Source organism: Flavobacterium sp. PS2 (assembly GCF_046250155.1).
Classification (GTDB): Bacteria; Bacteroidota; Bacteroidia; order Flavobacteriales; family Flavobacteriaceae; genus Flavobacterium.
In genome coordinates, this window is sequence record NZ_CP176426.1 from 386,107 (window position 1) to 404,449 (window position 18,343).

General features: G+C 31.0%; 17 protein-coding genes. 15 read left to right on the forward strand and 2 right to left on the reverse strand.

Annotated elements, in window-relative coordinates; all coding sequences use genetic code 11:
• Nucleotides 1-270: 270 nt before the first annotated feature.
• Together ACJ6WR_RS01655 and ACJ6WR_RS01660 are read left to right on the forward strand one after the other, a co-directional pair.
• Complete coding sequence (locus ACJ6WR_RS01655; RefSeq protein ID WP_409416877.1) at nt 271-1,674, forward strand: glycoside hydrolase family 1 protein; 1,404 nt, start codon at nt 271-273, stop codon at nt 1,672-1,674.
• A 205-nt stretch (nt 1,675-1,879) separates the two neighbouring features.
• Nucleotides 1,880-3,895 carry a DUF349 domain-containing protein gene (locus ACJ6WR_RS01660; RefSeq protein ID WP_039112999.1) on the forward strand — a complete coding sequence of 672 codons (2,016 nt, stop codon included), beginning with the start codon at nt 1,880-1,882 and terminating at the stop codon, nt 3,893-3,895.
• 203 nt (nt 3,896-4,098) lie between these two features.
• Here ACJ6WR_RS01660 and ACJ6WR_RS01665 read toward each other — a convergent pair whose 3' ends face one another.
• Entirely contained in the window at nt 4,099-6,444 is a 2,346-nt protein-coding gene (locus ACJ6WR_RS01665) for a hypothetical protein (protein WP_409416878.1), read from the reverse strand.
• Entirely contained in the window at nt 6,401-7,543 is a 1,143-nt protein-coding gene (locus tag ACJ6WR_RS01670; RefSeq protein WP_039118324.1) for a hypothetical protein, read from the reverse strand. The genes ACJ6WR_RS01665 and ACJ6WR_RS01670 overlap by 44 nt, the downstream gene beginning before the upstream one ends.
• Before the next feature lie 113 nt (nt 7,544-7,656).
• Here ACJ6WR_RS01670 and prmA point away from each other — a divergent pair, with 113 nt between their 5' ends.
• From prmA to creD, 13 genes are all read left to right on the forward strand, one after another.
• Complete coding sequence (gene prmA / locus ACJ6WR_RS01675; protein WP_039113002.1) at nt 7,657-8,493, forward strand: 50S ribosomal protein L11 methyltransferase; 837 nt, start codon at nt 7,657-7,659, stop codon at nt 8,491-8,493.
• A gap of 35 nt (nt 8,494-8,528) precedes the next feature.
• Entirely contained in the window at nt 8,529-8,804 is a 276-nt protein-coding gene (locus ACJ6WR_RS01680; RefSeq protein ID WP_035625878.1) for an ATP-dependent Clp protease adaptor ClpS, read from the forward strand.
• Between the two features lie 69 nt (nt 8,805-8,873).
• On the forward strand, nt 8,874-10,145 hold the full coding sequence (locus ACJ6WR_RS01685) for a sterol desaturase family protein (RefSeq protein WP_409416879.1): 1,272 nt from the start codon (nt 8,874-8,876) through the stop codon (nt 10,143-10,145).
• A 9-nt stretch (nt 10,146-10,154) separates the two neighbouring features.
• Nucleotides 10,155-10,832 (forward strand): lysoplasmalogenase, encoded by a 678-nt coding sequence (locus tag ACJ6WR_RS01690; protein ID WP_409416880.1) that lies wholly within the window; start codon nt 10,155-10,157, stop codon nt 10,830-10,832.
• 143 nt (nt 10,833-10,975) lie between these two features.
• Nucleotides 10,976-11,425, forward strand: a complete 450-nt coding sequence (locus ACJ6WR_RS01695; RefSeq protein WP_409416881.1) for a 2-dehydro-3-deoxyphosphooctonate aldolase — start codon at nt 10,976-10,978, stop codon at nt 11,423-11,425.
• Nucleotides 11,426-12,632: 1,207 nt separating this feature from the next.
• A complete protein-coding gene (kdsA, locus tag ACJ6WR_RS01700; protein ID WP_039113008.1) occupies nt 12,633-13,451 on the forward strand; it encodes a 3-deoxy-8-phosphooctulonate synthase in 819 nt (272 codons plus the stop codon).
• 84 nt (nt 13,452-13,535) lie between these two features.
• Nucleotides 13,536-14,375 carry a hypothetical protein gene (locus ACJ6WR_RS01705; protein ID WP_409416882.1) on the forward strand — a complete coding sequence of 280 codons (840 nt, stop codon included), beginning with the start codon at nt 13,536-13,538 and terminating at the stop codon, nt 14,373-14,375.
• Nucleotides 14,376-14,458: 83 nt separating this feature from the next.
• Complete coding sequence (locus tag ACJ6WR_RS01710) at nt 14,459-15,064, forward strand: hypothetical protein (protein ID WP_039113010.1); 606 nt, start codon at nt 14,459-14,461, stop codon at nt 15,062-15,064.
• Nucleotides 15,065-15,096: 32 nt separating this feature from the next.
• The gene (locus ACJ6WR_RS01715; RefSeq protein ID WP_039113011.1) at nt 15,097-15,786 is read left to right on the forward strand and encodes a YiiX family permuted papain-like enzyme; all 690 of its coding nucleotides are present in this window, start codon (nt 15,097-15,099) and stop codon (nt 15,784-15,786) included.
• A 3-nt stretch (nt 15,787-15,789) separates the two neighbouring features.
• Entirely contained in the window at nt 15,790-16,086 is a 297-nt protein-coding gene (locus ACJ6WR_RS01720; protein ID WP_039113012.1) for a transcriptional regulator, read from the forward strand.
• A 63-nt stretch (nt 16,087-16,149) separates the two neighbouring features.
• Nucleotides 16,150-16,602, forward strand: a complete 453-nt coding sequence (locus tag ACJ6WR_RS01725; RefSeq protein WP_409416883.1) for a hypothetical protein — start codon at nt 16,150-16,152, stop codon at nt 16,600-16,602.
• Between the two features lie 4 nt (nt 16,603-16,606).
• The gene (locus ACJ6WR_RS01730) at nt 16,607-16,927 is read left to right on the forward strand and encodes a hypothetical protein (protein ID WP_409416884.1); all 321 of its coding nucleotides are present in this window, start codon (nt 16,607-16,609) and stop codon (nt 16,925-16,927) included.
• 21 nt (nt 16,928-16,948) lie between these two features.
• Nucleotides 16,949-18,301 carry a cell envelope integrity protein CreD gene (gene creD, locus ACJ6WR_RS01735; protein ID WP_409416885.1) on the forward strand — a complete coding sequence of 451 codons (1,353 nt, stop codon included), beginning with the start codon at nt 16,949-16,951 and terminating at the stop codon, nt 18,299-18,301.
• Nucleotides 18,302-18,343 lie beyond the last annotated feature (42 nt).

Below are 18,343 nucleotides of genomic sequence, written 5' to 3' on the forward strand. Positions count from 1 at the left end.
ATAGAACGCTGATTTTGAACGCGGATGACACGGATTCGCTTAGGCGAAGACGCAGATAAAAACGGATTTTAAGAATAACAAGTAGAATCCGTTTTTATCCGCGTTTTTACTTTTGTAAATCCGCGTCATCCGCGTTCTTTTTTTCCAGACTATAGCGAAACATAACAACACAACCATTAATTGCCGTTTTTTAATACTAACATAACACCATAAAATAATCACTTAACCTTAATACTCTAGCTTTGTTTCTGTTAAACAGATAAATAAAGTATGAATATATTTTTAAAAGTACTCGTTGTAATAGCAATACTATATCTTCTTATAATTATTTATCTTTCTATAAAATACCCCGTTATAAGTTGGGATTGGACTAAGAAAAATACAAATGATTTAAACTTTCCTAAAGATTTTCACTGGGGAACTGCAACAGCCGCTCATCAGGTCGAAGGCGGACATACTAATAGTAATTGGTCTTGGTGGGAAAATCAAAAAAATAAAGATGGTAAACCCCGCATCGATAATGGTGACAAAGCTGGACTTGCCACAGATCATTGGAACTTATACCTCAAAGATATCGAACTCATGCAGGAACTAGGCGTTAACTCCTATCGTTTCTCCTTATCATGGAGCAAAATAAACCCCGAAGAAGACAAGTTTGACGAAAAAGCAATTCTGCATTATTCAGATGTAATTGATGGCTTATTAGCCAAGAAAATCATCCCAAACATCACATTACACCATTTTGAAGAACCGCTTTGGTTTATGAATAAAGGAGGATTTGAAAAAGAAGTAAATAACAGTTATTTTTTATTATTTGTAAAAACTGTTTTTAATAGATACAGTAATCGGGTTACTTTTTGGACAACATTTAATGAAATTAATGTGTACACCAATTTGGCATTTATGTCAGATATATTTCCTCCGGGCAAAAAGAACTCTAAAATTGCCGGGCAAGTTTTAAAAAACATCCTAATTGCGCATACTCAAGCTTACAAAATGCTGAAAGCTTTACCAAATGGCAAGGAATCTCAAATAGGTATTGTAAAAGACATTTTCTTTTTTGAGCCTAAAAACAGATGGAATTTACTCGATTGGATTGGAGCTTTGGTTGCCAATGATAATTTTAACAATTCATCATTGAACTTTTTTGAAACTGGGAAATATCATTTTGGCGTTCCGTTTGAAGCCAATGTAAATTACATTGATAAAGATGCTTCCAATACAATCGACTTTATGGGGCTTAATTACTATTCACATTATGCTACAACTTTCAAATTTATAGAACACGAAAAAATGTTTTCGCCAGTAGCAGGCGAAGAAATGACCGACATGGATTATACTGTTTATCCCGAAGGAATTTACAGAGCCATAAAACGAATGTCACGCATTAGGAAACCAATTATTATTACCGAAACAGGTATTGCCGATGCCAAAGATAACAGAAGAAGTTTATTTATAGAAAGAGAATTATATGCCATATCCGAAGCTATAAAAGATGGTTATGATGTAAGAGGATATTACTACTGGTCACTAATCGATAATTTTGAATGGAGTTTAGGATATGACAAAAAATTTGGATTATTCACGGTAAATCTTGAAACACAAGAAAGAAAATTAAAAAATGGAGGCAAAACTTATCAGACAATTGCAAAACGTTTTTCGAACATAAAATAGCTCTAAAACCAACTTTAGACAAAAAAATTCAAAATATTTTAAATATTCTACACTAATCTCAATCTCTTTTATCTCCTCAAAAACAACCCATTAGTAAGAATTTTAAACATAAACACACTATAAATAAGGGATTTATTTTGTAGTTCCGAACACCTTTACTATCTTTCGCTCTAGATTTAAAGTAAAAACCTTATACATTGACAAGATGTTAGAAGAAAAGAATGATAACCTGCAAGATGCAGATGGAAAATTAGAAAATGGATCTGCAAATTCTGCTGAAAACAGTGAGACAACTTCGGTTGAAATTATTGAAAATGAAGCAGAGAACATTGTGCCTGAATCTGAAAATACAATAACTCTTTCTGAGGAAGAATTATCGAATACAGAAGCTGTTGCTGAAACTCAAAATCAGACAGCACTAGATGCAATAACCAATTCTAATGCTGAAGAAAGTGAAGACGAAACTCTAAAAGAGCGTCACGACCTTCCGATGCAAGATTATAATACTTTTTCGCTTGACGAACTTGTTGCTGAACTAAAAAAATTAGTTTCTTCAGACAAAGTTATGTCTGTAAAAGAGCATATTGAAGAAATAAAGAAATCGTTTTTACTACAGTATAATCATCTTATCGAAGAAAAAAGAGAAGAATTTAATGCTGAGAATCAAGATCCAAATGAAGAATTTCAATATCATTCTCCATTAAAAACGAAGTTCGATGAATATTACAATATATTCAGAAATCATCGAAATGCACATTTTAAAAATCTACAAACCAATCTAAAATCAAATTTAGAAAATAGACTGGCTATTGTTGAGGAATTAAAAGAGCTTATTAATCCGCAAGAAAACATAAAAGATACTCTTAAACATTTTAATGAATTAAGAGAAAGATGGAAAAATGCTGGTTCTATCCCAAAAGACAAGTACAATCACGTATGGAATAACTACCATTTTCATGTAGAAAATTTTTATGATTATTTGCATTTAGATCGTGAAGCCAGAGATTTAGATTTTAAACACAATCTTGAACAAAAACAAAAAATTGTAGCTCGCGTAGAAGAATTAGTTAATGAAGCTGATGTAAGCAAAGCGTTTAGAGAATTACAAGATTTACATAGAATCTGGAAAGAAGATATCGGTCCAGTTTCTAAAGAACACCGTGATGAGATATGGAATAAGTTTAGTGAATTAACTAAAAAAATCCATGATAAACGCGAAGTTTTGTTTGAGAACATTAGAGGTTCAGAACTTGAAAATCTAGAAGTTAAGAAAAATATTATTGCACAAATCGAAGTTCTTGCTACCGAAAAGGTAAATACACACGCGCTTTGGTTGTTACAAATAGAAAAAGTAGAAGCCTTACGCTCTGCATTCTTCGCAGCAGGAAAAGTTCCTTCGGATGTAAACGAAGCTACCTGGACTGCATTTAAAACTGCCGTTAGAAACTTTAATACTTTTAAAAATTCATTTTATAAAGATATTAAGAAGGATCAAAACGACAATTTAAATAAAAAAATGGCTCTTGTTGCCAAAGCCAAAGAATTACAAGAAAGCACCGATTATGAATCGACTACTCCTGTAATGAAAAAAATTCAGGAAGAGTGGAAACAAATTGGTCATGTTCCTAGAAAATACTCTGATAAAATCTGGAAAGAATTTAAAGATGCTTGTAATAGTTATTTTGATAAATTAAAAGAGCACAAAAACGAAGAAAATGGTGATGAAGTAGCCGCATTTGATAATAAAAAGGCTTACTTAGAAACTATTCGTGAATTCCAACTTACTGGAGATCACAAAACAGATCTTGATGCTATAAAATTACACATCGAGACATGGAAAAACTTCGGAAAAGTACCATTTCCTAGACGTCATATCGAAGGTAAATTCAATAAGATACTAGATGCGCTTTTTGAAAAATTAAGCTTAAGCAAAAAAGAAACAGAAATGATTCGATTTGCTAATAGAATTGATAATTTATCAGAAAGTAATGATACTAGAAAATTAGACAATGAGAAAATTTTCTTAATGCGTAAAATTGAAGAAGTTCAAAATGAAATTTTCCAATTAGAAAATAACATTCAGTTCTTTACCAATACTAAAAATGCCAAGAAAGAAAACTCAATAGTTCTGGAAGTTCGCAAAAACATTGCGCTTCACAAAGAAAGTCTTGATGTTTGGAAAGAAAAATTACACCAATTAAGAAATTTAGACAACCACTAAATCTATTAAAAAGTTTATAAATAAAAAGAGCGATAATTAATTTTATCGCTCTTTTTTTGTTTTATATTTTAATATTTAACCGCAAAGGGCGCTAAGGTTTCTCTACATAATGTCGAAAAAACGCAAAGTTCGCAAAGCCTTGTATTCTTTGCGAACTTTGCGTAAATCTTAGCGTGCTTTGCGGTTAAATTTATATCCAAATCCTAATTTATAAATGCTTTTAAAAGTGGGCAATTATATTGCTTGAATGTTTTTGTTGTACTATACACAGAATAAAAATCGGTAATTTCTTTTCCTGATTTAAAAGCTGTAAGATTACCAGGTGAAATGTCAGAATTTCGATAATAATCATAATAATTACATTCGAAAATCATTAAACTTACCAATGCTTTCTCTTCTTTGTCTTTAGATAATTTCAATGCCTTTTCATAATACATTTTAGCCAGTGTACATCGATAATAATTTGAATTTTGATACATCATCTCAGAATCATAATTATTTCCTCCATATATATAATCAGAATCCGTTTCTTCAATTCTAGAAGACCAGTCATAAGCAAGCATCATCCAAGAATTACCCCAATAGGAAACATTAAAATAAGCATGCGCTAATAGTAAATTGCTTGTGGCAGTATTCTCTTTTTTTAACTCAATTAATCTAGCTACAAATTCAGCTTTATTAAAACGATAACTAAACTTTCTTTCCTTAGCTTTTTGCAACACCTTCGGAACAAATGGATCTTCATTAAGATTATTTTTATACTCGTAGTTTTTCTGCCAGAAATTAGCGGGCATACTAGCAAAAACCTGATAGGCTATTGCTAAATTATTTTTCCTAAAAGCAATCGTTCCTTTTACATCTCTATAAAAATTTACATCTGGTGCCGTAGTTCCTGCACAAATGTATTTCTCAAACGGTGTTTTATCCTCTTTTTGATACAATTCAATCAGGTTATCCATATCCTCTAGAGTTGCATATCGCTCAAAGTAGCCAGTATATTCGTAAAAAGATGGTGCATAATAATACCAGGAATCAGATGCTTCTTTTTTAAGATTAGATTTTAAAAATAATAAACCTGCTATCGCTTTATCTCCTTGTTTAGAAAATTCATCACTTGCAATTCGATACAAACTATACAAGTTTTTAAGTAAACTAACATCCTCTTCAACCAAATCCTCTATTACATTAAAATATTTAAAGAGATTATTTTGGGTGTTTTTATCTTGTAAATTATCTTGTTTTAATGCCACAAGAGCCAACTGAATATTTTTTTGTAATTGGATTGAAACATTAGCATTAACAGAAATCATGTTGACATATTTTTTTCCCAAGTCTATTTCATCATCTATAAAACACAGTTGAGCAATTGCCGACGCAATAAAATCTTTCTGCTCTCCTGAAACTTCGTCATGAACATCAATTAAAAACTGTTTTAACTCTCTTAGATAAAAAATGTCTTTATTAAAATTATCTGCTTTGGCTTTTTCATAATTATCATACCAACTCATTTTATCAAAACTTACTGCCGGAATTTTATTAACGGAATATTTGGGAGTAAAAATCCAATCTTCGAGTTTGTTTATCTCTCTTTGAACTAAAAAACTAAAATAAATGCTATTAGGATCGAATTTATAGATTTGTTTTATAGTATTTAAGTCTGGAGCAGGATTACGCAAACTTTCGATAATCAAAATCATGTTTCGTTCATCATCATTCTTTGCCAATCTTAGTGTAGCAGCAGTTTGCTTAAAATTGTAATGCTGCATTACCGCAAATGATTTATCATCACAAGAAGCAAAAACTTTACTCAGTAAATAATTTTGAAGAGGAAAATCATCAATACATAAAGCTTTATAATACAATGCCCAAGGTGCTAAAATCGTATTATTATTGTTAGCAAAATAAGTATCGTATAAACGGATTACTTCGGCTTTGTCTGAGCTATAAAAACGATCTCTAAGAATAAGAAATACGTAGCGTTGTTTTAAAAAAGGATCTTTGGCAGACAAAATCTTTTTATTATAATCACCTATTGCAACAGTGTTTACATTTTCGGGATAACTGTTTATTCCGCTCCAAGATTCCCATTTAGAACTTGGAACATTATTATATTCTAATTTTTTAGCTAATACTAAATAGTCTAAGAAGGGTTTGTTTTTAAAACGCAACAAAGTTGCGATAAAAGTATTCTTTGCAAAAACTTGCTTTAATGTATTGGTTTGATAAGCTGCTTGGAATTTATCAGAATCTGTTTCGTATAAAATTGTATAAATATCTGATGTAGAAACATTTGCTCCTATTTTTTTCTGCCACTCAATACAATTTAATTCCTGATCTTTATTAGAAACCTGGCTAACCTCATGATAACTATTAGCTGAATAACAAAAATAATGCAGTTTTAAAAACCCCTCTCTTTCTGATTTAAACAAGGCTAAACGACTCGTTTCTGCCGATTCATACCATCCGCAAGCAAACGAAGCCTGAAAAATAAACAGTAAAACTAAACTACTGAAAACGCGCATAATACCCGGATATGTTTTTGATGCCATAATCGTGGATGTATTTTTTATCAAAAGAAAAGAAAGTAACCTTTGTATGATTATCAAATGGTATTCTGTTTTTTATAATCGAAATCATTTTATTTATCTCCTCATCTGAGATTTTTTCAATTCTTATCTCATCCCCATTTCGCAAATACGTCTGCCCTATCAAAACATCATCTTGAAGTTGATATTTATTGTCTGCTACTTTTTTAAAACGTGTAGAATCTTTAACAAACTCTTCATAATCAGAAACGATACCTTTAAATTCATTTCCTCTAAAAACAACCGACCAACTATATAAAGGTAATGCAATATCTAAATCCAGATCATAATCACTATGTGTTATGTATTTTTCCAATTCATCACTTGTACCAATTGAGTTCTTTGTTTTATAATCATTAGGACTTGATAAATTGTAACACATTAATAACCCACGATCTACAGGGGGAGTTCCTGCTTTTTCACAATATTTATATTGCCATAATCTTATGGTTGCAGATAATTGAGAACTTTTAAATTCTTTTTTAACTTGTTGCAATAAATAAAAATAATTGTCCTTGGATTTTTCTGTCCAATCACAATCAATTAAAATCTCTTCAAAATTGGGTTTTAACTTAGCTAATTCAATTGCTTTTATGGAATCTAAATCTAATGCTTTTTTAATCTGCCCATTTTGCTTCCCATAATCTGAATATACAATAGTACTGGCTCTTTTATATGCCTTTTCTTTATTATAATTGAGTCCAATTTCTGTTATCCTTTTCTGGATTCTTCTGGCTAAACTATCTAATTGTACTTTATTTGCCTTCAAAACAACTTCATTAGTAATAAAAACACTTGGTGTAATTTCTGGATTACTTTCATTCAGATCTATTCGGCTTATCGTTGCAACAGGAAGAGGTTCATTAGTATATGGATTCCAATCCACATCAAAAAACCGAACATACATGTGTTTTACATTTAAATTCTTACAAATAGAATCTTCTTCTTTATCAAAATAAGCACTTGTTTTCCAATAACAAAAAGAACGAACGACTTCTTTCTTTTCATCGCATCCAGAGCTATTTATTACCACAAACAACAGTATAATAATTAAGCTTTTCATTTTTTAATAATACTTACAATTTTAAAGCTAAAGTAATGCATAAAAGAATAAGGTTCTTTATTTTTTTTAAACAATTTTAAGTTTCGATTGCTACCTTTGCAAAAAAAATAAACATGTCAAACATTTATATCGGGTATCACTTTACAATTGAGCCTAAAGAGTTAGGATCAGAAATACTAATTGCCGAATTAGGCGAGAAAGCATTTGAGAGTTTTACTGAAACCGAAACTGGGATTTCTGCATTTGTTCAAAAGGATTTATGGGACGAAGCTATCCTGGAAGATATTCATATTTTACAATCGGATGAATTTAAAATTGAATATACATTTGAAGAAATCGAGCAAGTAAACTGGAACGAAGAATGGGAAAAAAACTTCGAACCTATCGATGTTGATGGAAATTGCCATGTACGTGCTCCTTTTCATCCAAAAACTGATGCCGAGTTTGATATTGTAATTGAACCAAAAATGAGTTTTGGAACTGGTCATCACGAAACAACTCACATGATGATTCAGCATTTATTAGAAATGGATGTTAACGGAATGAAAACGCTTGATATGGGTTGTGGAACTGCTATTCTTGCTATTCTTGCCGAAATGAAAGGCGCGCAACCAATCGATGCTATTGATATTGATAACTGGTGTTATTTAAACTCTATAGAAAACGCTGAACGCAATAATTGCAAGCATATCACCGTTTACGAAGGTGATGCAGCTTTATTAGCAGGTAAAAAATATGATTTAATTATTGCTAATATCAACCGTAACATATTACTGAATGATATGCAAAGTTATGTTGATTGTCTGAATCCAAAAGGGACTTTATTATTAAGTGGTTTTTATGAAGAAGACATCCCTTACATCGATGCATCATGCACTGAAAGAGGATTAGAATATGTTAAAAAATTTCAAAGAAATAATTGGGTTTCTTTAAAATATGTAAATTTGTAATTTAAGGAATTACAACAGTACAAAAAGCTGAAAAAATGAGTACTAAAGAAAAAGTAAGAGAAAAAGTTCGGGAAAAAGAAGCAATATCGTTTAACAACGAAATTATTGTGTATAATGATGATGTAAATACTTTTGATCATGTAATCGAAACTTTAATTCGCGTATGTAATCATACACCTGAACAAGCAGAACAATGCTCCCTTATTGTACATTATAACGGAAAATGTACTGTAAAAACGGGATCGATGGATAAATTAAAACCACAATGCACCCAACTTTTAGAAGCTGGACTGAGCGCTGAGATTATTTAATTTAATTACCTATAATTTAAAAAATAGTGTAATTTATTCTATATTTGAATAAATTACACTATTTTTTTTATGGAAGAGTACGGGAAAATACTAATTATTGCAATGCCGATTTTTTTATTATTAATTATAATCGAGAAATCTTATGGTTTATATATAAAACAAGACCACGTTCCTTTAATCGATAGTGTCTCTAGCATAAGTTCTGGAATTACAAATTCGGTTAAGGACGTTCTCGGGCTTACAATTACCTTTATTTCTTATGAATGGCTGGTTTCTAAAATCGCCATTTATCATATCGAAACTACTGTCCTCACCTATCTTATCGGATTTTTTGTAATAGATTTTTATGGCTACTGGAGTCATCGTTTATCACATCAAATTAATTTTCTCTGGAACAAACATGCCATTCATCATAGTAGTGAAGAATTTAATCTGGCTTGCGCATTAAGACAACCTATTGCTAGTTTTGTAAATCTATTTACATTCTTGCTTATTCCCGCTGCATTACTTGGGATTCCTGCTAGTGTTATCGCTATAACATTACCTCTTCATTTGTTTTTACAGTTTTGGTATCACACTAAATATATCAAGAAAATGGGAGTTTTGGAGCATATATTAGTAACGCCATCTCATCACAGAGTTCACCATGCTATAAACCCTGAATATCTGGACAAAAACCATTCGCAGATTTTTATATTCTGGGATAAACTTTTTGGCACTTTTCAAGAAGAACTAGATACAGTTCCGCCTGTTTTTGGTATTACAAGACCCGCAAATACATGGAATCCTATCCGAATAAATTTTCAGCATTTGGCATTAATGATTAGTGATGCCTGGCGTGCCGAAAACTGGAAAGATAAATTCACAATTTGGTTTAAACCAACAGGTTGGCGTCCTGAAAATTTTGAAGAAAAATATCCTGTCAACAAAATCACCGATGTATATAATTACTCCAAGTACGGAACCGATAATTCTAACAAACTCATCTTTTGGTCGATTACTCAAGTTATGATAACATTACTGTTTGTAAGTTACTTGTTTAGTAATATTGCCAAGATTGGTTTCCCAAATATCTTTTATTATGGCTTTTTTATTTTCATAACTATTTATAGTTATACTGAACTAATGGATAAAAACCGTTTTACTATTTTATGGGAAAGCCTACGTTTACTAACTGTTCTTGCAATTATTCTTTATTTTGGAGATTGGTTTGGGCTTAATTCTGTTTTCCCCTTTGGTAATATCGTTGTTATCGGGTATCATATTATCTCTTTACTAGTCACGATTTATTTTGTAAAAGTCGATTTTAAAAACATAAAACCAGTTCTGGTAAACTCTTAAAAACAAATTATGAAAAGCCCCTTTCTTTTAAAATTCTATATTGGTTTTAGTTTTTTTTATCTTTTAATTCTTCTTTATAATCTTGAAAATATTGCTTGGTACTTAAAGGGATTACTCATCCCTATTTTATGGCTTGCTGTTTATCTTTCTGAAGACTTTCCTTCAAAAAAAATACTTCTTGGCGCTTTATTATTCTCATGGATTGGCGATGTAATTTTATTATTTGCCGATAAGGCCGAAATCTATTTTATATTAGGTTTGGTCGCTTTTTTAATATCTCATGTCATTTATATTATACTATTTAATAAACAAAACAAGCCAGATGTTCCCAAAAACAAAGGTGTTTTCTTTATTGGCTTGGGATTTATTTTAGTTTATTTAGCAACAATGCTTACCGTTTTATTACCAAAACTTGGCGATTTACAACTTCCTGTTATTGTTTATGCATTAACTATTTCTACCATGCTTTTGTACGCTTTTAGCGGATATTTAATTTGGAAAAAACCTGCAAACACATACATTCTTGTTGGTGCTATTATTTTTGTGCTTTCGGATAGTATCCTTGCAATGGACAAATTTTATGAACCTATTTATAAAAATTCCTTTTTTATAATGCTTACTTATCTTATGGCACAATATCTGATTGTAATTGGTATTTTAAAACTGAATTCTATAAAAACAAAATAAAGTACTGATTACGCAGATTAAACAGATTTAAGCATTTTTTGCACGCAGATTTAGCAGATTTGGCAGATTTTCTTTTAATCACTTTTAATCTATGGCTTATTTTATCAAAACCTTTTACATTTGCATCATAAAACTGTCAAAACATGAAAAAAATAGCTCTTTTTATCATTTTACTTATTACAGCCACATCTTGTGTGAGTACAAAATCTACTTTAAAAAATGTAGACGATAATGCGCCAAACTTAACTTTAAGCAAAGACAATACTTTTATAATCACTGAATATAGCAAAGACAAGAAATATGGTTATGACAAAGATTACCCTGTAAATATATTTTACAGAACATCTAAAGATGAAGTAATTAACCAACAACGCTTTTTAAACGCTCTAGCCGGACCAAATGGCGAAAAGATAACTTATACTAAACTTGAAAGTTGCTGCCCTTTCCCTAGCAAAAGAAGCGATATGGGAGCTGGTTTTCTTGATGTTTATGAATTAAAATGGGAAGGACAAAAAAAAACAATCAATTTATATCTTAATATCTACGAAAAAGGAGTTTTAATGGTTCCGCTTGGATTGACTTTAAAGAAATAGAAGAAAGACTTGTTTGTAGAAGCAAGACTAAAAGAGGAAAGATTTTATAGAACAATCTGAAAGCAAACAAACATAATTTAAACTAATAGTAATGTTCGGGATAGCATGTTTAATTTTGGTTATTTTACCAATACTATTTCAATTAATAGTTGGTTCGAAAACTATATTCTTCAAAAATTCTACTAAACTTAAATTTGGAAAAATAAGCCTAATAAGCTTTATCTCGCAAATAATATTTTCTATTGCTGCTATTTACATCGCCAATTATAATCTTTCAAAATATTTTGATGAGCATCCGAATTCAACAAGATGTGGAATGCCCTTTTTTGGAGTTTTAATGTCTATTATCTTTTTTATTATAGTCCTATGTATTCTAATACTTCTTCAGTTTTTTATTAAAATTTTAAAAGAAAGAAAAGCTAAATAAGATACTATATTTAAAACAAAAACTGCTTTCATAGTTTTCATAGCTTTATCAGTAATTGGTATTTCCGCATTATATTTTCTATCCAAATTCTGATTTTTTCTCTTCGTTGCTTTCGGGTTTAATTGCTATCGATTTTGCGAGAGTTGGTTCAGTATTGATTAAATTTATTGTTTTATCTGTGGTAACGTTTTATTATTGGAAACTTTCGAGAATTACTGATGAAATAAACTTCAAAAAATTCGTACTTCATCTTTTATTAACCATTCCAGGGGTTTTGCTTACTAAAGTTAAAATATACCACCTACTCGGTTTCCATTATCTTTATTTTGATTTTTTTATATCTAGAATTCAAATACTAATTGGCATTTAAACACTTATAAATATTCTTTTTTTACTTACACAAATTCTGTTTGGGATTTTCTATATAAAACTTAGGAAGAAACTACTTGTTGGCAACAAGTAATACCAAAAACTTTTAGACGTCCAAATACACCAAAGAAAAACATAAAGAACCAGATAGGCTATATATGATAAATGTCATTGATTAGTTTATTTCAATGTCTTAATATTGCCCCGATAAAAGTGGAAATCATTTTTTAAGAAAGCTGGTTTTCATGAATTTAAAGAGCGACCAATGGAAGCTCCTGAAAATCCATGAAAAAGCATTATAAACAAAAAATAGTACATCAATAGTGCAAAGAGGCTTCTTAAAAAAAACTTAATTCTTAATCTGTAAATCGCAAATCCTAACTACCTTTGCACTTTCAAAAATTACAAACTATGAACATACAACATATTCCACAAATTAAGCATACAGATAGCGGTAACTTCTTTTTACTTGCAGGGCCTTGCGCCATAGAAGGTGAAGAAATGGCAATGCGTATTGCTGAAAAATTAATCGGTATTACCGACAAACTTCAGATTCCTTATGTTTTTAAGGGATCATTTAAAAAAGCTAACCGTTCTAGAATCGATAGTTTCTCTGGAATCGGTGACGAAAAAGCATTAAAAATCTTAAGAAAAGTTTCTGAAACATTTCATGTTCCTACTGTAACTGATATTCATACTAATGAGGATGCAGATATGGCCGCTCAATATGTAGATGTTTTACAAATTCCTGCATTCTTAGTACGTCAAACTGATCTTGTTGTGGCTGCAGCCAATACTGGAAAAGTAGTAAACTTGAAAAAAGGACAATTTATGAGCCCTGAAAGCATGAAACATGCCGTACAGAAGGTATTAGATTGTAACAACCAAAACGTAATGGTTACTGATCGTGGTACTATGTTTGGTTACCAAGACATGATTGTAGATTATAGAGGAATCCCAACAATGCAACAATATGCTACTACGGTTCTTGACGTAACACATTCGCTTCAGCAACCTAACCAAACTGTAGGTGTAACTGGCGGAAGACCTGATATGATCGAAACTGTTGCTAAAGCTGGTATTGCTGTAGGTGTTGATGGAATTTTTATCGAAACTCATTTTGATCCGGCTAACGCCAAAAGTGATGGTGCAAACATGTTACATTTAGACTATTTTGAAGATTTAATGACCAAACTAGTTGCCATCAGAAAAACTATTAATCAATTTTAATTTTTTATACTTAATACTTTGAAAACTAATTTTATATTATTTTTCTTGTTGTGTTTTTCAATAAACACCTTTGCACAAGAAGAAATGCCGTTACAAGAAAAATACACCGCACATAATAAAGGAAAGTTCTTTGTTTCCTGGGGTGGTAACAGAGAAAGTTACAGCAAATCAGATGTTAACTTTAGAGGGAAAGGTTACAACTTTACAGTAGAAGATATGTCTGCTCATGACAAACCAAAAGGGTGGCACATGGATTATGTTAATCCTGCAAGAATGACCATTCCTCAAACTAATTTACGCTTGGGTTATTTTTTTAGCGACCATTATAGTGTAACGATTGGCGTAGACCACATGAAATATGTAATGAATCAAAATCAGACAGCTAATGTTAATGGATATATTGATTTACCTGCAGATCAAGCTGGATCTTTTTACAACGGTCCTTACGATAATAAACCTGTAGATATGTCTTTGTATGGTGCTCAAGAAGGTGGTGTTGATAAAGGTACTATTCAAAATCCTCCTCCTTTTTTAATGTACGAACACACAGATGGTTTGAACTATGTTAATACAGAGGTTTCAAGACATGATGATATTTCGTCTTTGTTCAATCTTCCTAATACAGATAAAGTTCAAATTAACTTAACCGAAGGTTTAGGTGTCGGTCTTTTATTTCCTAAAACAAATACAACCCTTCTAGGAAAAGAACGTCACGATGATTTTCATGTTTCAGGTTATGGATTATCGGCTAAAGCTGGTTTAAATATTACTTTCTTTAAACACTTTTATATTCAAGGTGAGTTAAAAGGTGGTTATATAAACATGCAAGACATTAGAACTACACAAAGTAGCGATGATAGTGCTTCTCAAGACTTTTTCTTTTTCCAAAGAATTATTGCTTTCGGAGGTATCTTCAGAATATAATTTACAAATTCATAAAAAATAGTCATCATTTTATTTGGTGACTATTTTTTTTATTATTTACTTTGTAATTCAAAGTACTTTATATGGAAGATAAATATTTACAGGATATTACTGAAATAAAAAACATGATGAATAAATCTTCGCAGTTTATTTCATTAAGTGGCTTATCAGGAATTATGGCAGGAATATATGCTCTTATTGGCGCTCACATCGCCAATGGTCTTATTGAAAGCCATTCGAGTTATTATGTAACTCTGGAAAGTAAAACTTTTAAGTTAATTGTACTAACTGCTTTTTTGGTACTATTATTTTCTGTTATAACTGCTGCGATATTAACTGTTAGCAAAGCCAAAAAGCAGGGAGAAAAAATATGGAATTCTACTTCTAAAAGAGTATTAATCAATTTTTTGATTCCGCTTGTTACTGGTGGTATTTTCGGCTTACTTTTGCTCCGAAATGGTTATTATGGTTTAATCGGTCCAGTCACTCTCCTATTTTACGGATTAGCTTGTGTAAATGCAAGTAAATATACTTTGAGAGATGTGCGTTATCTAGGAATTACCATAATTATCCTTGGATTAATTTCAACTGAATTCTCTGGTTACGCTTTGGAATTCTGGGCATTAGGCTTTGGAGTTTGCCATATTATATACGGAAGCGTTATGTACTTTAAATACGACAGGAAATAATCTTTATTTGTCATAACTCTAAAAAGTAAAACATGAAAAATTTTAAATATATTTTTGCAGGGGTTACCTTGATAATTAGCTTTTGCTTTGCTTTATACATTACAAAGCAGTTTTTTCCGAACAATCCTTTTTCGAAACCAACAGCTGAAAATCCAAAGTTAAAGATTAATTTGTTAGACAAAATCCAGGCAGGTGATTTAATTTTTCAAACTTCAGAATCTAGTCAGTGTGAAGCGGTAAGAATTGCTACAAAATCTAAATTCTCACATTGCGGAATCGTTTATATTTTAGACGGTAAACGTTTTGTTTTTGAAGCTGTACAGCCAGTAAAACTAACTCCTCTGGACGAATGGATTGAGCATGGAAAAAATCAAAGTTATCTTGTAAAGAGGTTAAAAGATACAACTGCGTTAACTCCTACTACTATTGAAAAAATGGAGATATATAGTCGTAATTTCCTTAATAGAGATTATGATGCTCATTTTAGTTGGTCGGATGCTAAAATTTATTGTTCTGAATTAATTTGGAAGATTTATAAAAATGGAGCAGGTATTGAGTTATGTCCGTTACAGAAATTAAAAGACTTTAACCTAGAAGATCCTAGAGTTAAAGCAATATTAAAAGAACGATATGGTAATAATATCCCGCTTGAGGAAGATGTTGTTGCACCTTCGAACATTGTGGATTCGAAATTATTAAAAACCGTAATTGATACCTATTAAAAATTGAAAAGCATCATTCAAAATATAAATAAAGCCTTTGATCATCGAATTAGACTTGGAATCATGTCTGTATTGATGGTCAATGAATCGGCTGATTTTAGTACTCTGAAAGAGCTTTTGGGCGTTACGGATGGTAATCTTGCGAGCCATGCTAAAGCATTAGAACTAGAAAACTATATCGAGATACAAAAACAATTTATAGGTAAAAAACCCAACACTAGTTATAGGGCAACCAAAGACGGAAAACTTGCATTTGTTGCACATATCGATGCTCTTGAAAAATTGATACAGAAGAAGTGAGCCTTTTTTTTACCTATTAACTTTGAAATACAAAGTACTTTTAAAAAAACTAACCGAAAAAATATGAAGGATATATTAATAGAAAAAATGTACGAGTGGTCCCGAAAACCATATCAGAAATACATGAAGAAAAATGCGCCTTGGGAAATTAACAAGGATGAATTACTTGCCTTCCCCGAAGGAAGTTTAGGATATGGTTTGGGAGACTTTCTTCATAGGAACAATTTTGATATTCAAGCCAAATTAGAAGATCATGACATCATTCATGTATTGACCAATACCGGAATTACTGTTATAGACGAAATCGGGATGCAATATTATCTTTTGGGTAATAGCAAAAAGAGTTTGTATTTGTTTATGGTAATTCTATCAGGGACTATCTTCTATCCTACCCAACTTGGTTATTTTCTAGAACAATATAAAAGAGGAAAAAAAGCAATGCCTTTTTATTATTTGGATTTCTCCAAAATGTTACTCACTCCTATTCAATCCATTCAAAAAACTTTTAAAATTTAAAACGATGAAAGATGATTTAATTAACCATGAAAAATTTGAATGTAGAGCATCAACTGAACTCACCATTGGTAGTCTTATAATTTGTTCGCTCTTTTTTGCACTGTTTGTACTTGTCGATGACAACTCTTATATCTTGATTGTTGGCTTTCTTTTTACCGTTGCCGCTTTATTTCTTAATGCCATAATGTTATTTCATTTAGTGGAGAGTTTCATTTCTATACCAAGTCAAAGGGAATACATAGGTCGTAAGATTTTAATTCTATTATCAAACATCCCTATTGCGCTTTTGTACTATACAATCATTATCAAACTTAATTTATTATAAAAACCTTAAAACAACTTTACAATGGAAACAAACGAAACTCCAAAACCGTCCTCTATTTTTCAGTCTAATACTGCCAAAATGATTATGGTAGGCTTGCTTACTCTATTTTTATTAATTCCTCTGGAATATGTAAAAAATTTAATCTCGGAACGCTCTTACAGACAAAACGATGTTATATCTGAAATCAATGATAAATGGGGAGAAAGTGTCTATATCTATGGACCGATATTAAAGATTCCGTATACTTCTTATCAGGAAACAGTAACTATAAACGAAAAAACGAAAGAAACGGTAAAGCAAAAAGTAGCATCTACAAGATATGCCTATTTTTTCCCTCAAGAACTAAATATCAATTCGAGTATTGACACGAAAATACTAAATAGAAACAATTACGAATCGGCTGTATTTACAACGAATATGCAATTTAACGGTAATTATATTCAACCTGATTTTAGTAGCAAAAATATTGCTCCCGAAACCATTCAATGGGACAAAGCAACTATATTAATTAAAACTACAAATTTAAAAAGTATAAAAGAGGAAGTTAAAATTAAAATAGGAACTACTAACTATGTTTTTGAACCTGTATATAATTCGTCTAAATCAGATACTACAGAAGCTCTTGAAACAGGTTACATCGATTTAACAAAAATACTATCGTCTCCTAAAACCGATTATAGCTTTGGTATTACTTACAATGGTAGTAAACAAATTAAGATTGTCCCGATTGGGAAAACTACCAATGTTGGAATGAAGTCTAATTGGGCTTCTCCTAGTTTTACTGGTAATTTCCTGCCTGATGATAAAACCAAAAAGATAAGTGAAACTGGCTTTACAGCAAATTGGAAAATTTTACATATTAACAGAGCATTCTCTCAACAAGCTTTTGATATTCTGCCTGATTTAAGTATGTATAGTTTTGGGGTTGACTTTGTGATTCCTGTAGATCAATACCAACAAAATGAGCGTGCCTCTAAATATGGTTTTCTTGTTATCGGACTTACATTCTTGATTTTCTTTTTAATTCAAAATATGAGTAAAATTAGTATTCATATTTTCCAGTATTCAATGATTGGCTTAGCTCTAATTATGTTTTATACTTTATTAATTTCGATAACTGAACATAGTAATTTTACCAAAGCGTATATATTATCTGGAATAGCCGTTATATCGCTTATTACTGCTTATTCATTTTCGATTTTAAAGAATAAAAAATTCCCCATATTCATCGGGTTTTCACTCACCGGATTATACACTTTTATTTATGTTATTATCCAATTAGAGAATTACGCATTATTGGTGGGAAGTGTAGGTTTATTTTTAATTCTTGCAGCTGTAATGTACTTTTCAAGAAAAATAGATTGGGGTAAATAATATAATCTATATAAAAACAAAAGCCACTTATATAATTAAGTG

Coding starts and splice junctions, on each gene's coding strand:
- kdsA (WP_039113008.1), top strand. CDS start 12,633: ATGAACATACAACATATTCCACAAATTAAGCATACAGATAGCGGTAAC.
- ACJ6WR_RS01705 (WP_409416882.1), top strand. CDS start 13,536: ATGCCGTTACAAGAAAAATACACCGCACATAATAAAGGAAAGTTCTTT.
- ACJ6WR_RS01665 (WP_409416878.1), bottom strand. CDS start 6,444: ATGGCATCAAAAACATATCCGGGTATTATGCGCGTTTTCAGTAGTTTA.
- ACJ6WR_RS01655 (WP_409416877.1), top strand. CDS start 271: ATGAATATATTTTTAAAAGTACTCGTTGTAATAGCAATACTATATCTT.
- prmA (WP_039113002.1), top strand. CDS start 7,657: ATGTCAAACATTTATATCGGGTATCACTTTACAATTGAGCCTAAAGAG.
- ACJ6WR_RS01670 (WP_039118324.1), bottom strand. CDS start 7,543: ATGAAAAGCTTAATTATTATACTGTTGTTTGTGGTAATAAATAGCTCT.
- ACJ6WR_RS01730 (WP_409416884.1), top strand. CDS start 16,607: ATGAAAGATGATTTAATTAACCATGAAAAATTTGAATGTAGAGCATCA.
- ACJ6WR_RS01685 (WP_409416879.1), top strand. CDS start 8,874: ATGGAAGAGTACGGGAAAATACTAATTATTGCAATGCCGATTTTTTTA.
- ACJ6WR_RS01690 (WP_409416880.1), top strand. CDS start 10,155: ATGAAAAGCCCCTTTCTTTTAAAATTCTATATTGGTTTTAGTTTTTTT.
- creD (WP_409416885.1), top strand. CDS start 16,949: ATGGAAACAAACGAAACTCCAAAACCGTCCTCTATTTTTCAGTCTAAT.
- ACJ6WR_RS01715 (WP_039113011.1), top strand. CDS start 15,097: ATGAAAAATTTTAAATATATTTTTGCAGGGGTTACCTTGATAATTAGC.
- ACJ6WR_RS01710 (WP_039113010.1), top strand. CDS start 14,459: ATGGAAGATAAATATTTACAGGATATTACTGAAATAAAAAACATGATG.
- ACJ6WR_RS01660 (WP_039112999.1), top strand. CDS start 1,880: ATGTTAGAAGAAAAGAATGATAACCTGCAAGATGCAGATGGAAAATTA.
- ACJ6WR_RS01725 (WP_409416883.1), top strand. CDS start 16,150: ATGAAGGATATATTAATAGAAAAAATGTACGAGTGGTCCCGAAAACCA.
- ACJ6WR_RS01695 (WP_409416881.1), top strand. CDS start 10,976: ATGAAAAAAATAGCTCTTTTTATCATTTTACTTATTACAGCCACATCT.
- ACJ6WR_RS01680 (WP_035625878.1), top strand. CDS start 8,529: ATGAGTACTAAAGAAAAAGTAAGAGAAAAAGTTCGGGAAAAAGAAGCA.